Origin of the sequence: Xanthomonas sp. CFBP 8151, from assembly GCF_011761885.1 — a bacterium.
Lineage (GTDB): Bacteria > Pseudomonadota > Gammaproteobacteria > Xanthomonadales > Xanthomonadaceae > Xanthomonas > Xanthomonas arboricola_B.
Genome location: NZ_JAASQZ010000001.1, coordinates 1329315 through 1341399 on the forward strand (window position 1 = coordinate 1329315; position 12085 = coordinate 1341399).

Genomic DNA, 12085 nt, shown 5'->3' on the forward strand with positions numbered 1-12085 from the left:
GGCTGCGCACGCAAAACGCTGCAGGCAGCCGAAGCGCAGCCGCCTCACTGCAACGGACGTACCCGATGCGATCCGCGCGCCATCAGGCGCAACGCGAGCGCATGCGGCAACACGCGCAACGCCGCGTTGACCAGGCGATAGCGCCAGCCCGGCACAGCCAGTACCTGGCCACGCTCCAGCGCGGCAATGCCGTACTCGGCCACGTCGTCGGCCTGCAGCCATGCCCAGCGGGGCAGGGTGGACATCGCCGCGCGGGTGCCGGTGACATCGTGAAATTCCGACCAGGCAAAGCCGGGACACAGCGCGCAGACCTTGACCGCGCAGTCGGCGTTTTCCAGCGCCAGTGATTCGCTGAAGCGCAGCAGGAAGCTCTTGCTGGCTGCGTACAGCGTCTGCCCGTCGGCACTCGGCGCCAGTGCGGCGAACGAGGCCACGTTGAGGATGCGGCCCCGGCCGCTGGCGCGGATCATCGGCAAGAGCCGCCAGGTCAACTCGCATACCGCGCCTACCATTACCTGCAGGAAGCGTGCATGCGTGGGCCAGTCGTTGTGCAGGTAGCGGCCCGGCACGCCGTAGCCGGCGTTGTTGACCAGGGTGCCCACCGTCCAGCCATTGCGCTGGATCTGCGCGACCAGTGTTGCGGCCGCGCCGGGATCGCTCAGATCGGCCGGCACTACTTCCACCCGCACCGACGGCCGCAACTCCACGGCCAGCGCCTGCAGCCGGTCGACCCGGCGCGCGGTCAGGATCAGCGGCACGCCACGCCTTGCGTAGGCGCGCGCAATCTCGCGGCCGATGCCGCTGGAGGCGCCGGTGACCAGCGCGAAGACAGGCGAAACGGACATGGCAGGTTCCCGTTGAAGGAGAGACAGGACAGGCGGGGGACAGAAGTGTGCCGGCTACCGACAGGGCATGGGCTATTCTGTCGCCTGTCTTCCACTCAGGAGCCTGCACCTGATGCGTCGAAAACTTGTTGCCGGAAATTGGAAGCTGCATGGCAGCCGCGCCTTCGCCACCGAACTGGTGGCCCGGATCGCTGCCCACATGCCCCTGGAGGGTGTCGATGTCGTCATCCTGCCGCCATTGCCTTACCTGGGCGACCTGATCGAGGATTTCGAGGAGCACCACCTGTGTTTCGGTGCCCAGGATGTCAGCAGCAACGAGAAGGGCGCCTATACCGGTGAAGTCTCGGCCACCATGCTGGTCGATGTGGGCGCCGAATACGGCTTGGTCGGCCACTCCGAACGCCGCCAGTACCATCGTGAGAGCAGTGAGCTGGTGGCGCGCAAATTCGCCGCCGCCATGCATGCCGGGCTGATCCCGGTGCTGTGCGTGGGCGAGTCGCTGGAACAGCGCGAGGCCGACCAGACCGAGGCGGTGCTGCGCGCCCAGCTCGAACCGGTGCTGGCGCTGGTAGGGAGCGCGGGCTTCGCCCGCGCCGTGCTCGCTTACGAGCCGATCTGGGCCATCGGCACCGGCCGTACTGCCAGCCCGGAGCAGGCGCAGGCGGTCCATGCGTTCCTGCGTGGCGAAGTCGCGAGGGCGGATGCTAGAATTGCCGATTCTCTGCCCATCCTGTACGGGGGCAGTGTCAAGCCCGATAACGCCAGCGAGCTGTTTGCGCAGCCCGATGTCGATGGCGGGCTGGTCGGAGGCGCCTCGCTGGTCGCCGAGGACTTCCTGGCCATCGCGCGTGCGGCGGCCGCTTGTTAACCCATTAAGTTTTGTCCGGGGACGGATTTCGAAATGCTGATGTTGATCCTCAATGTGGTCTACGTGCTGGTCGCGCTGGCGATGATTGCGCTGATCCTGATGCAGCGTGGTGCGGGTGCGGCAGCCGGTTCCGGCTTCGGCGCCGGCGCGTCGGGCACCGTGTTCGGCTCGCAGGGCGCGTCGAACTTCCTGTCCAAGTCCACCAAGTGGCTGGCGGTGGTGTTCTTCAGCATCAGTCTGTTCATGGCGTGGTACGCCACCCACGGCGCGCGTCCCACCGACCAGAACCTGGGCGTGATGTCGCAGTCGGCTGCCCCGGCGCCTGCCGCTGCGGGCGAGCTGACTCAGCCATTGCCGCAGGCGCCGGCTGCCGGCGCCGTGCCGACTGCTCCTTCGCAGCCAGTGCCTGCCGCAACGCCGGCGCAGTCCGCACCGGTCCAGCAGGCCCCCGCGGCACGCGAAGAAAACGCTTCAGAACCAGCACAAAAACGCTGAAGCCGGTTACAATGCGCTGCGCACTGGGATGCCCAGCGGCGCAACGTATGCCCAGGTGGCGGAATTGGTAGACGCACTACCTTGAGGTGGTAGCGACTTAGGTCGTAGGGGTTCGAGTCCCCTCTTGGGCACCATTGTTTGGCTGCAGTTCCTGCGCATCGCTTGTCGCGCGCGGGGTCTGCCTATACCCCATGCCGGCACGCGGCGCGTGCGGGCAGAGGCAAGAGAGAATCGCTGTGCTGGCCGAATATTTGCCGAGTCTGCTGTTTCTGATCGTCGCCACCGGTATCGGCATCGTGCTGATGCTGGTCGGTCGATTCCTCGGTCCGCGTAGTCCGGACCCGCGCAAGCTCTCGCCTTACGAGTGTGGCTTCGAAGCCTTCGAAGACGCGCGCATGAAGTTCGACGTGCGCTACTACCTGATCGCGATCCAGTTCATCGTGTTCGATCTGGAAATCATCTTCATCGTGCCGTGGACGCAGGTGTTCATGGAGATTGGCGCACGTTCGCTGGTCACCATGGGGCTGTTCGTCGGCATGTTGTTCCTCGGCTTTATCTATGTGTGGAAGAAGGGAGCGCTGGAATGGGAGTGATTCAGACCCTGGATCGTCTGATGACCAACCCGATGCCGGAAGGCCGGGTGGAAGACATCCTGCGCCCGGAAGGCGAAAACCCGCTGCTCGAGAAGGGCTACGTGACCACCAGCGTCGATGCGCTGCTGAACTGGGCGCGCACCGGCTCGATGTGGCCGATGACCTTCGGTCTGGCCTGCTGCGCGGTCGAGATGATGCATGCCGGCGCAGCGCGCCTGGATCTGGACCGCTACGGCGTGGTGTTTCGTCCGTCGCCGCGCCAGTCCGACGTGATGATCGTGGCCGGTACGCTGGTCAACAAGATGGCCCCGGCGTTGCGCAAGGTCTACGACCAGATGCCGGACCCGAAGTGGGTCATCTCGATGGGCAGCTGCGCCAATGGCGGCGGCTACTATCATTATTCGTATTCGGTGGTGCGCGGTTGCGATCGCGTCGTGCCGGTGGACATCTACGTCCCCGGTTGCCCGCCGACCGCCGAGGCGCTGGTTTACGGCATCCTGCAGCTGCAGAAGAAGATCTGGCGTACCCAGACCATCGCGCGCTGACACCCGTCTTCTTCTACTGAGAGCAGCCAAGCCCCCATGGCAGAGCAAGCATCTTCCTTCACTGACCGACTTGCGGCACGTTTCGCCGGTGCGCAGATCGCCGTGGCATTGCCGCGCGGCGAAGTGACGCTGGAAGTCGCTGCGGCCGATTGGCACGCCACCTGTCTGGCCCTGCGCGACGAGCTCGGTTTTGAGCAGCTCAGCGATCTGTGCGGCGTCGATTACCTGGGCTACGGCAGCGACGAGTGGGACACCGCCGACGTGTCGTCGCAGGGCTTCAGCCGCGGCGTCGAGGGCAAGGCCGTCGGTCGTTTCGCCTGGGGCGAATTTCCCAGCCAGGAAAGCTCCGACGGCGCCCATCCGCAGCACATGCCCAAGCAGCGTTTTGCGGTGGTCGCACAGCTGATCTCCTACCAGCACAACCAGCGTCTGCGCGTGCGTTGCTACGCACCGGACGAACAAGTGCCGGTGGTGGCGTCGTTGACCGACATCTGGCCCGGCGTGAACTGGTTCGAGCGCGAAGCCTTCGACCTGTTCGGCATCGTCTTCGATGGCCATCCGGACCTGCGCCGCATCCTGACCGACTACGGATTTGTCGGCCATCCGTTCCGCAAGGATTTCCCGCTGATCGGCAACGTCGAAGTGCGTTACGACGATGAGCGCAAGCGTGTCGTGTACGAGCCGGTGACCTCGGTCGAGCCGCGCGTCGGTGTGCCGCGCGTGATCCGCGACGACGCCCGTTATGAGACTGCCGCTGGTGAAGTGGGCAAGTCGGAGACCGCCAAGTGAGTGAGTTCCGCCAGGCAACCGATGCCTTCGCGAGCAATCCTGTCGAAAGCAAGCAGGAAATCCGCAATTACACGATGAACTTCGGCCCGCAGCATCCTGCGGCGCACGGCGTGCTGCGCCTGATCCTGGAAATGGACGGCGAAACCGTGGTGCGTGCCGATCCGCATATCGGCCTGCTGCACCGTGGTACCGAGAAGCTGGCCGAATCCAAACCGTTCAACCAGTCGGTTCCGTACATGGACCGCCTGGATTACGTGTCGATGATGTGCAACGAGCACGCCTACGTGCGCGCGATCGAGTCCTTGATGGGCATCGAAGTGCCCGAGCGTGCGCACTACATCCGCACCATGTTCGACGAGATCACCCGCATCAAGAACCACCTGATGTGGGTCGGGTCCAACGCGCTCGACCTGGGCGCGATGGCGGTGATGCTGTACGCGTTCCGCGAGCGCGAGGAATTGATGGACGTCTACGAGGCGGTCAGTGGCGCGCGCATGCACGCTGCCTACTACCGTCCCGGCGGCGTGTATCGCGATCTGCCCGATCGCATGCCCAAGTACAAGGAATCCCGCTGGCACAAGGGTGGGGCACTGAAGAAGCTCAACGCAGCGCGCGAAGGCTCGATGCTGGACTTCCTCGAGGATTTCACCAATACCTTCCCGTCGCGCGTGGACGAGTACGAGACGCTGCTGACCGACAACCGTATCTGGAAGCAGCGTACCGTCGACGTCGGCATCATCAGCCCGGATCTGGCGCGTGCCTGGGGCATGACCGGCCCGATGCTGCGTGGCTCGGGCATCGAGTGGGACCTGCGCAAGAAACAGCCTTACGCCAAGTACGACGCGGTGGAGTTCGATGTGCCGGTCGGCACCAATGGCGATTGCTACGACCGCTATCTGGTGCGCGTGGCCGAGATGCGCGAGTCCAACCGCATCATCAAGCAGTGCGTGAAGTGGCTGAAGGCCAATCCTGGCCCGGTCATGGTCACCAATTTCAAGGTCGCTCCGCCAAGCCGCGAAGGCATGAAGGACGACATGGAAGCGCTGATCCATCACTTCAAGCTGTTCAGCGAGGGCTACTGCGTGCCGGCCGGCGAAACCTACTGCGCGGTCGAGGCGCCCAAGGGCGAGTTCGGCTGCTACCTGATGTCCGATGGCGCCAACAAGCCATTCCGCGTACATCTGCGCGCGCCGGGCTTTGCGCATCTGTCGTCGATGGACGCGGTGGTGCGTGGCTATCTGCTGGCCGACGTCGTGGCGATGATCGGTACTTACGATTTGGTTTTCGGTGAGGTTGACCGATGAAGGCGACGGGTAATTTCGAAGCGGCGCGCGACGTCGATCCGCAGGTGGTGCTGAGCGACAAGACGCGTGCGCACATCGATCATTGGCTGGGCAAGTTTCCGCCCGATCGCAAGCGTTCGGCCGTGCTGCAGGGCCTGCACGCTGCGCAGGAGCAGAACCAGGGCTGGCTGACCGACGAGCTGATCGTCGGCGTGGCCAAGTATCTGGATCTGCCGCCGGTGTGGGCCTACGAAGTCGCCAGCTTCTACTCGATGTTCGAGACCGAAAAGGTCGGCCGCCACAACGTGGCGTTCTGCACCAACATCAGCTGCTGGCTCAACGGCGCCGAAGATCTGCTGGCGCACGCGGAAAAGAAACTGGGGTGCAAGCTGGGGCAGTCGACGGCCGATGGCCGCGTCTACCTCAAGCGCGAAGAAGAGTGCCTGGCGGCCTGCTCTGCAGCGCCGATGATGGTCATCAACGGCCATTACCACGAGCACCTGACGAAAGAGAAAGTCGACGCGCTGCTGGACGGGCTGGAGTAAGACATGGCACATCATCACGCACCCTCAGGCCCGGTCGGTCCGGCGCCGTTGCCGCATCAGGTCGTCTACACGACGCTGCACTACGACACTCCGTGGTCGTACGAGAGCTATCTGAAGACCGGTGGCTATGCCGCGCTGCGCAAGATCCTGGAAGAGAAGATCGCGCCGGCCGACGTCATCGAGATGGTCAAGGCGTCCAATCTGCGCGGCCGTGGCGGCGCGGGCTTCCCGACCGGTCTGAAGTGGTCGTTCATGCCCAAGGGCACGATGCAGAAGTACATCCTGTGCAACTCGGACGAATCCGAGCCGGGAACCTGCAAGGACCGCGACATCCTGCGCTACAACCCGCATTCGGTGGTGGAGGGCATGGCGATCGCCTGCTATGCCACCGGCTCGACCGTTGGCTACAACTACCTGCGTGGCGAGTTCCACCACGAGCCGTTCGAGAACTTCGAACTGGCGCTGGCCGATGCATACGCCAACGGCTGGCTGGGCAAGAACATTCTCGGCAGCGGCGTGGATATCGATATCTACGGTGCGCTGGGTGCCGGTGCCTACATCTGCGGCGAAGAAACCGCGCTGATGGAATCGCTGGAAGGCAAGAAGGGCCAGCCGCGCTACAAGCCGCCGTTCCCGGCCAACTTCGGCCTGTACGGCAAGCCGACCACCATCAACAACACCGAGACCTACGCGTCGGTGCCGGCGATCATTCGCAACGGCCCGGAGTGGTTCCTGGGGCTGAGCAAGACCAAGAACGGCGGCCCGAAGATCTTCTCGGTGTCCGGCTGCGTGCAGAAGGGCGGTAATTTCGAAGTGCCGCTCGGCACCACCTTCGACGAGTTGCTGGAAATGGCCGGTGGCCTGCGTCCGGGCCGCAAGCTCAAGGGCGTGGTGCCTGGCGGCGTGTCGATGCCGGTGCTGAAGGCCGACCAGGTTGCCGGGCTGCAGATGGACTACGACACCTTGCGTGCGCTCGGGACCGGCCTGGGGTCGGGCGCGATCGTGGTGTTGGACGACAGCGTCTGCTGCGTGCGCTTCGCCTGCCGCATCTCGCAGTTCTTCCACAAGGAATCCTGCGGCCAGTGCACCCCGTGCCGCGAGGGCACCGGCTGGATGCACCGCGTGCTGGAGCGCATCGTCGCCGGCAAGGCCACGATGGAAGACCTGCATCAGCTGCGCACCGTTGCCGGCCAGATCGAAGGGCACACCATCTGTGCCTTCGGCGAAGCGGCGGCGTGGCCGATTCAAGGCTTCCTGCGCCAGTTCTGGGACGAGTTCGAGTACTACATCGTCAACGGTCGTTCGATCGTCGACACGCATGTCGGAGTGGCTGCATGAGCGCCCAACCAGTGAACCCGAACGTGCCACCGGACCATGTCACCGTCGAGATCGACGGGCAGTCCCTGGTGGTGCCGAAGGGTTCGATGATCATCCAGGCGGCCGACAAGGCCGGCATCCCGATCCCGCGCTTCTGCTACCACGAGAAGCTGCCGATCGCGGCCAACTGCCGCATGTGCCTGGTGGATGTCGAAAAATCCCCGAAGCCGTCGCCTGCCTGTGCCACGCCGGTGATGGATGGCATGAAGGTCACCACGCGTAGCGAAAAGGCGTTGAAGTACCAGCGCAGCGTGATGGAATTCCTGCTGATCAACCACCCGTTGGACTGCCCGATCTGCGATCAGGGCGGCGAGTGCGAGCTGCAGGACGTGTCGCTCGGTTACGGCCGTTCGGTCAGCCGCTTCAACGAGCGCAAGCGCGTGGTGCCGGACGAGGACATCGGGCCGCTGGTCGCCACCGAAATGACCCGCTGCATCCAGTGCACCCGCTGCGTGCGTTTCACCGCAGACATTGCCGGCACCTATGAGCTGGGCGGCATGTATCGCGGCGAGAACCTGCAGATCGGCACCTACGACGGCAAGCCGCTGACCACCGAAATCTCCGGCAACGTCATCGACGTCTGCCCGGTCGGCGCGCTGACCAACAAGGTGTTCCAGTTCCGCGCGCGTCCGTGGGAATTGATGGCGCGCGAATCGCTCGGCTATCACGATGCGATGGGCTCGAACCTGTTCCTGCATGTGCGTCGCGGCGAAGTGCTGCGCACCGTGCCGCGCGAGAACGAGGCGGTCAACGAGTGCTGGCTGTCCGACCGCGACCGGTATTCGCATCAGGGCTTGTATTCGGAAGACCGTGCGGTCAAGCCGTTGAAAAAGGTCAACGGGCAGTGGACCGAGGTGAGCTGGGCCGAAGCTCTGGCCGCCGCGACGCAGATCCTGCGTGACAACGCCGGCGACCCGCTCGGTGTGCTCGTGCATCCGTCCACCTCCAACGAAGAGGGCGCATTGCTTGCACGTCTGGCCGAAGGCCTGAACAGCGGCAATCTGGATCACCGCCTGCTCAACCGCGATTTCTCCGATGCCGCGGTGGCCGAAGTGTTCGCCACGCCGCTGGCCGAGATCGAGCGCGCCGATGTGGTGGTGCTGTTCGGCACCAATGTGCGTCACGAGCTGCCGTTGCTGCATGCACGCCTGCGCAAGGCCAGCATCCAGAACGGGACGCAGATCCATTCGGTCAATCCGGTCGATTTCGATTTCGCCTTCACCCAGGCAAGCCGTACGGTCGTTGCGCCGTCGCAGCTGGCCAGTGCCCTGGACGATACGGCATTGCGCGATGCGGTCAAGGGCGCCACGCGCGCCGTGATCGTGGTCGGCGCACTGGCTGAAAACCACCCGCAGGCTGCCGCGTTGCGTGCCGCTGCACGCGACTTTGCCGCTGCAACCGGCGCCTCGCTGTGCCGGATCCCGCAGGGTGCGAACGCAGTCGGTCTGGTGGCGCAAGGTGTGCTGCCGATCGCTCGCGATGTCGCCGGCATGCTGGCGCAGCCGCGCCAGGCCTACCTGCTGTATGGCATCGAGCCGGGCCTGGATTTCGCCGATGCCGCCGCTGCACGCAGTGCGTTGGCGGGTGCCAAGGTGGTCGCATTCAGTCAGTTCGCCTGCGCCTCGACGCGCGATGTGGCCGATGTGATCCTGCCGATCGGCGCACTGCCGGAAATCGACGCATCGCTGACCAATCTGGATGGTCGCGTGCAGACCGCACGTGCCGCCGGTCGCCTGCCGGTCGAAGCGCGCGAAGGTTGGCGCGTATTGCGTGCCCTCGGTGGCGAGCTTGGCCTGGCCGGTTTCGAATTCACCGATCTGGTCGGCCTGCGTGCCGGCATGCAGAACCGTATCGTCAGCCCTGTCGCCTCGGCGCAGCCGGCTTCGAGCAATGACGGGCTGGAAGTTGCCGCCACCGCTGCGATCTATCGCACCGATGCGGTGGTGCGTCGCGCCGCCGCGCTGCAGTCGCATCCGCTCAACATCGCGCCGTGTGTGGCGATGCATCCGGAGCAGGCTGCGCAGCTGCAGGTCGGCGCCGGTCAGATGGTCAAGGTCGGTACCGACGTCGGTAAGGCGACGTTGCCGGTGGTGCTGGACAAGCGCGTCGCACCGGGCACGGTGTGGATCGAATCCGGCCATGGCGCAACCGCGCCGCTCGGTGCCGGTCGTGTAACGGTGGTGGCTGCATGAACGAATTGCTGTTGAACCTGGTGGATCCCCTGCACCAGTGGTTTGTCGGTCTGGGCGATGGCGGCGTGGTGCTGTGGACCGTGCTGAAGATCCTGCTGATCACCGTGCCGGTGATCGTGTCGGTGGCCTTCTACGTGGTCTGGGAGCGCAAGCTGATCGGCTGGATGCACGTGCGTCACGGGCCGATGTACGTGGGCATGGGCATCTTCCAGGCCTTCGCCGACGTGTTCAAACTCCTGTTCAAGGAGATCGTGCAGCCGAGCAGCTCGCACAAGGCGATGTTCATCATCGCGCCGTTGCTGACGCTGGCACCGGCCTTCGCGGCCTGGTCGGTGGTGCCGTTCGACACGCAGCTGGTGCTGTCCAACGCCAACGTGGGTTTGCTGTACCTTCTGGCAATGACCTCGCTGGGCGTGTACGGCATCATCCTGGCCGGCTGGGCATCCAACTCCAAGTACGCGTTCCTGGGCGCGATGCGCTCGGCCGCGCAGGTGGTCAGCTACGAAATCGCGATGGGCTTTGCGCTGGTCGGCGTGATGATCGCCTCGGGCAGCGTCAACCTGAGCCAGATCGTGTTCGCACAGGCGGGAAGCTCCGGCTTCTTCGACTGGTTCCTGATTCCGCTGTTCCCGTTGTTCATCGTGTACTGGGTGTCCGGCGTCGCCGAAACCAACCGAGCGCCGTTCGACGTGGTGGAAGGCGAATCGGAAATCGTCGCCGGTCACATGGTGGAGTATTCGGGCGGTGCGTTCGCGCTGTTCTTCCTGGCCGAATACGCCAACATGATCCTGGTCAGCTTCCTGATCTCGATCTTCTTCCTCGGCGGCTGGTTGAGCCCGATCCAGGGGTGGGTCAATGCGGATATTTCGCCGTGGATCGACTGGGTGTGGAAGGGTGGTTGGCCGTGGCTGCTGATGAAGGTGTTCTTCTTCGCCAGCGCCTACATCTGGTTCCGTGCCAGCTTCCCGCGTTACCGCTATGACCAGATCATGCGTCTGGGCTGGAAGGTGTTCATTCCGCTCACGATCGTATGGATCGCAGTGACGGCGTTGATGGTGTTTTACGGCGTGATCCAGAAGGGCGTGTAACCGATGAACAAGATCACCCATTACTTCAAGAGCCTGCTCCTGCTCGAACTGCTAGGCGGCCTGTGGCTGACGTTGAAATACACGTTCAAGCCCAAGTACACCGTGCTGTATCCGATGGAGAAGTTCCCGCAGTCGCCGCGTTTCCGTGGCCTGCACGCATTGCGTCGCTATCCCAACGGCGAAGAGCGCTGCATCGCCTGCAAGCTGTGCGAAGCGGTGTGCCCGGCGCTGGCGATCACCATCGACTCGGCCAAACGCGAGGACGGCTCGCGCCGCACCACGCGCTACGACATCGATCTGTTCAAGTGCATCTTCTGCGGCTTCTGCGAAGAAAGCTGCCCGGTGGACTCGATCGTCGAGACGCACATCCTCGAGTACCACTTCGAGAAGCGTGGCGAGAACATTGTCAACAAGCCGCAGCTGCTGGCGATCGGAGACCGGTTCGAAACCGAGATCGCCGAGCGTCGCGCTGCCGATGCCGCCTTCCGTTGAGGTCATGATGGACTGGGTCACTATTGCTTTTTACGCCTTCTCCGCCGTCGCGGTCGTGTCCGCCGGTGCGGTGATCAGCGTGCGCAACCCGGTGTACGCCGTGTTGTGCCTGATCCTCACCTTCTTCTCGATGGCATGCATCTGGTTGCTGGTCGGCGCCGAGTTCCTCGGCGTAACGCTGGTGCTGGTCTACGTCGGCGCGGTGATGGTGCTGTTCCTGTTCGTGGTGATGATGCTGGACATCGACACCAGCCGTCTGCGCGAAGGGTGGGTCAAGTACATGCCGGTCGGCGTCATCGTGGCGGTCGCCATGCTGGCGCAGATGGTCACCCTGATCGGCGTCAAGGCGCGCAGTGCCGCACCGTTCCCGGCCGACAACGCCGCCGCGCAGGCGGCCGACGTGTCGAACCTGACCTGGCTGGCCAAGACCCTCTACACCGAGTTCCTGCTGCCGTTCGAGTTCGCTGCGGTGATCCTGACCGTGGCCGTGGTGGCTGCCGTGATGCTGACCCTGCGCAAGCGCACCGGCATCAAGCACCAGAACGCGGGCGAACAGTCGCGGGTGAAGGCGGGCGATCGTCTGCGCATGGTCAAAATGGCGGTTGAAAAGCCGGTACAGGTTGCGCCGAAGCTCGACGCAGCCGACGGACAGGAGGCGAAGTCTTGATTACCTTGGGCCACCTGCTTGGACTGGGCGCGGTGCTGTTCTGCATCTCCCTGGCCGGCATCTTCCTCAACCGCAAGAACGTCATCGTGTTGCTGATGTCGATCGAGCTAATGCTGCTGTCGGTCAACGTCAACTTCATTGCGTTCTCGCGCGAGCTTGGCGACCCTGCCGGTCAGCTGTTCGTGTTCTTCATCCTGACCGTTGCCGCTGCGGAGGCTGCGATCGGCCTTGCGATCCTGGTGACTCTGTTCCGCACGCGCCGCACGATCAATGTGGCCGAAGTCGATACGTTGAAGGGCTGACCTG

At 64.1% G+C, this 12085-nt stretch carries 14 protein-coding genes and 1 tRNA gene; 14 read left to right on the forward strand and 1 reads right to left on the reverse strand.

Going from position 1 to position 12085, the window contains the following annotated elements; all coding sequences use genetic code 11:
* Positions 1-44 precede the first annotated feature (44 nt).
* Positions 45-845, reverse strand: coding sequence for an SDR family oxidoreductase (locus tag FHT08_RS05635; protein WP_104606024.1), 801 nt, complete (start codon positions 843-845; stop codon positions 45-47).
* Between the two features lie 112 nt (positions 846-957).
* Here FHT08_RS05635 and tpiA point away from each other — a divergent pair, with 112 nt between their 5' ends.
* The 14 genes from tpiA to nuoK all read left to right on the forward strand — a co-directional run bounded on the left by tpiA (position 958) and on the right by nuoK (position 12081).
* Positions 958-1713: a triose-phosphate isomerase gene (tpiA, locus tag FHT08_RS05640; RefSeq protein ID WP_104606025.1), complete on the forward strand. Its 756-nt coding sequence runs from the start codon at positions 958-960 to the stop codon at positions 1711-1713.
* 33 nt (positions 1714-1746) lie between these two features.
* On the forward strand, positions 1747-2208 hold the full coding sequence (gene secG / locus FHT08_RS05645; RefSeq protein WP_104606026.1) for a preprotein translocase subunit SecG: 462 nt from the start codon (positions 1747-1749) through the stop codon (positions 2206-2208).
* A 49-nt stretch (positions 2209-2257) separates the two neighbouring features.
* Positions 2258-2342 (forward strand) — tRNA-Leu (locus tag FHT08_RS05650).
* A 102-nt stretch (positions 2343-2444) separates the two neighbouring features.
* Entirely contained in the window at positions 2445-2801 is a 357-nt protein-coding gene (locus FHT08_RS05655) for an NADH-quinone oxidoreductase subunit A (protein WP_003485539.1), read from the forward strand.
* Entirely contained in the window at positions 2792-3346 is a 555-nt protein-coding gene (locus FHT08_RS05660) for an NADH-quinone oxidoreductase subunit B (RefSeq protein WP_166774524.1), read from the forward strand. The genes FHT08_RS05655 and FHT08_RS05660 overlap by 10 nt, the downstream gene beginning before the upstream one ends.
* Before the next feature lie 36 nt (positions 3347-3382).
* A complete protein-coding gene (locus tag FHT08_RS05665) occupies positions 3383-4135 on the forward strand; it encodes an NADH-quinone oxidoreductase subunit C (RefSeq protein ID WP_024937980.1) in 753 nt (250 codons plus the stop codon).
* A complete protein-coding gene (locus FHT08_RS05670) occupies positions 4132-5439 on the forward strand; it encodes an NADH-quinone oxidoreductase subunit D (RefSeq protein ID WP_016902995.1) in 1308 nt (435 codons plus the stop codon). Before FHT08_RS05665 ends, FHT08_RS05670 begins: the two co-directional genes overlap by 4 nt.
* On the forward strand, positions 5436-5963 hold the full coding sequence (gene nuoE / locus FHT08_RS05675) for an NADH-quinone oxidoreductase subunit NuoE (RefSeq protein ID WP_166774525.1): 528 nt from the start codon (positions 5436-5438) through the stop codon (positions 5961-5963). Before FHT08_RS05670 ends, nuoE begins: the two co-directional genes overlap by 4 nt.
* A 3-nt stretch (positions 5964-5966) precedes the next feature.
* Complete coding sequence (gene nuoF / locus FHT08_RS05680) at positions 5967-7301, forward strand: NADH-quinone oxidoreductase subunit NuoF (RefSeq protein WP_024937978.1); 1335 nt, start codon at positions 5967-5969, stop codon at positions 7299-7301.
* Complete coding sequence (gene nuoG, locus FHT08_RS05685) at positions 7298-9532, forward strand: NADH-quinone oxidoreductase subunit NuoG (protein WP_166774526.1); 2235 nt, start codon at positions 7298-7300, stop codon at positions 9530-9532. Before nuoF ends, nuoG begins: the two co-directional genes overlap by 4 nt.
* Complete coding sequence (gene nuoH / locus FHT08_RS05690) at positions 9529-10620, forward strand: NADH-quinone oxidoreductase subunit NuoH (protein WP_104536848.1); 1092 nt, start codon at positions 9529-9531, stop codon at positions 10618-10620. The genes nuoG and nuoH overlap by 4 nt, the downstream gene beginning before the upstream one ends.
* Before the next feature lie 3 nt (positions 10621-10623).
* The gene (gene nuoI, locus FHT08_RS05695; RefSeq protein ID WP_002810206.1) at positions 10624-11112 is read left to right on the forward strand and encodes an NADH-quinone oxidoreductase subunit NuoI; all 489 of its coding nucleotides are present in this window, start codon (positions 10624-10626) and stop codon (positions 11110-11112) included.
* A gap of 4 nt (positions 11113-11116) precedes the next feature.
* Positions 11117-11779 carry an NADH-quinone oxidoreductase subunit J gene (locus tag FHT08_RS05700; protein ID WP_181109131.1) on the forward strand — a complete coding sequence of 221 codons (663 nt, stop codon included), beginning with the start codon at positions 11117-11119 and terminating at the stop codon, positions 11777-11779.
* Positions 11776-12081, forward strand: coding sequence for an NADH-quinone oxidoreductase subunit NuoK (gene nuoK, locus FHT08_RS05705; RefSeq protein ID WP_006450557.1), 306 nt, complete (start codon positions 11776-11778; stop codon positions 12079-12081). Before FHT08_RS05700 ends, nuoK begins: the two co-directional genes overlap by 4 nt.
* Positions 12082-12085: the final 4 nt, after the last annotated feature.

What these genes read in the sequence shown, in the direction of transcription:
- FHT08_RS05635 (WP_104606024.1), bottom strand. Translation starts at nt 845, where the DNA reads ATGTCCGTTTCGCCTGTCTTCGCGCTGGTCACCGGCGCCTCCAGCGGC.
- tpiA (WP_104606025.1), top strand. Translation starts at nt 958, where the DNA reads ATGCGTCGAAAACTTGTTGCCGGAAATTGGAAGCTGCATGGCAGCCGC.
- secG (WP_104606026.1), top strand. Translation starts at nt 1,747, where the DNA reads ATGCTGATGTTGATCCTCAATGTGGTCTACGTGCTGGTCGCGCTGGCG.
- FHT08_RS05660 (WP_166774524.1), top strand. Translation starts at nt 2,792, where the DNA reads ATGGGAGTGATTCAGACCCTGGATCGTCTGATGACCAACCCGATGCCG.
- FHT08_RS05665 (WP_024937980.1), top strand. Translation starts at nt 3,383, where the DNA reads ATGGCAGAGCAAGCATCTTCCTTCACTGACCGACTTGCGGCACGTTTC.
- nuoE (WP_166774525.1), top strand. Translation starts at nt 5,436, where the DNA reads ATGAAGGCGACGGGTAATTTCGAAGCGGCGCGCGACGTCGATCCGCAG.
- nuoF (WP_024937978.1), top strand. Translation starts at nt 5,967, where the DNA reads ATGGCACATCATCACGCACCCTCAGGCCCGGTCGGTCCGGCGCCGTTG.
- nuoG (WP_166774526.1), top strand. Translation starts at nt 7,298, where the DNA reads ATGAGCGCCCAACCAGTGAACCCGAACGTGCCACCGGACCATGTCACC.
- nuoH (WP_104536848.1), top strand. Translation starts at nt 9,529, where the DNA reads ATGAACGAATTGCTGTTGAACCTGGTGGATCCCCTGCACCAGTGGTTT.
- nuoI (WP_002810206.1), top strand. Translation starts at nt 10,624, where the DNA reads ATGAACAAGATCACCCATTACTTCAAGAGCCTGCTCCTGCTCGAACTG.
- FHT08_RS05700 (WP_181109131.1), top strand. Translation starts at nt 11,117, where the DNA reads ATGATGGACTGGGTCACTATTGCTTTTTACGCCTTCTCCGCCGTCGCG.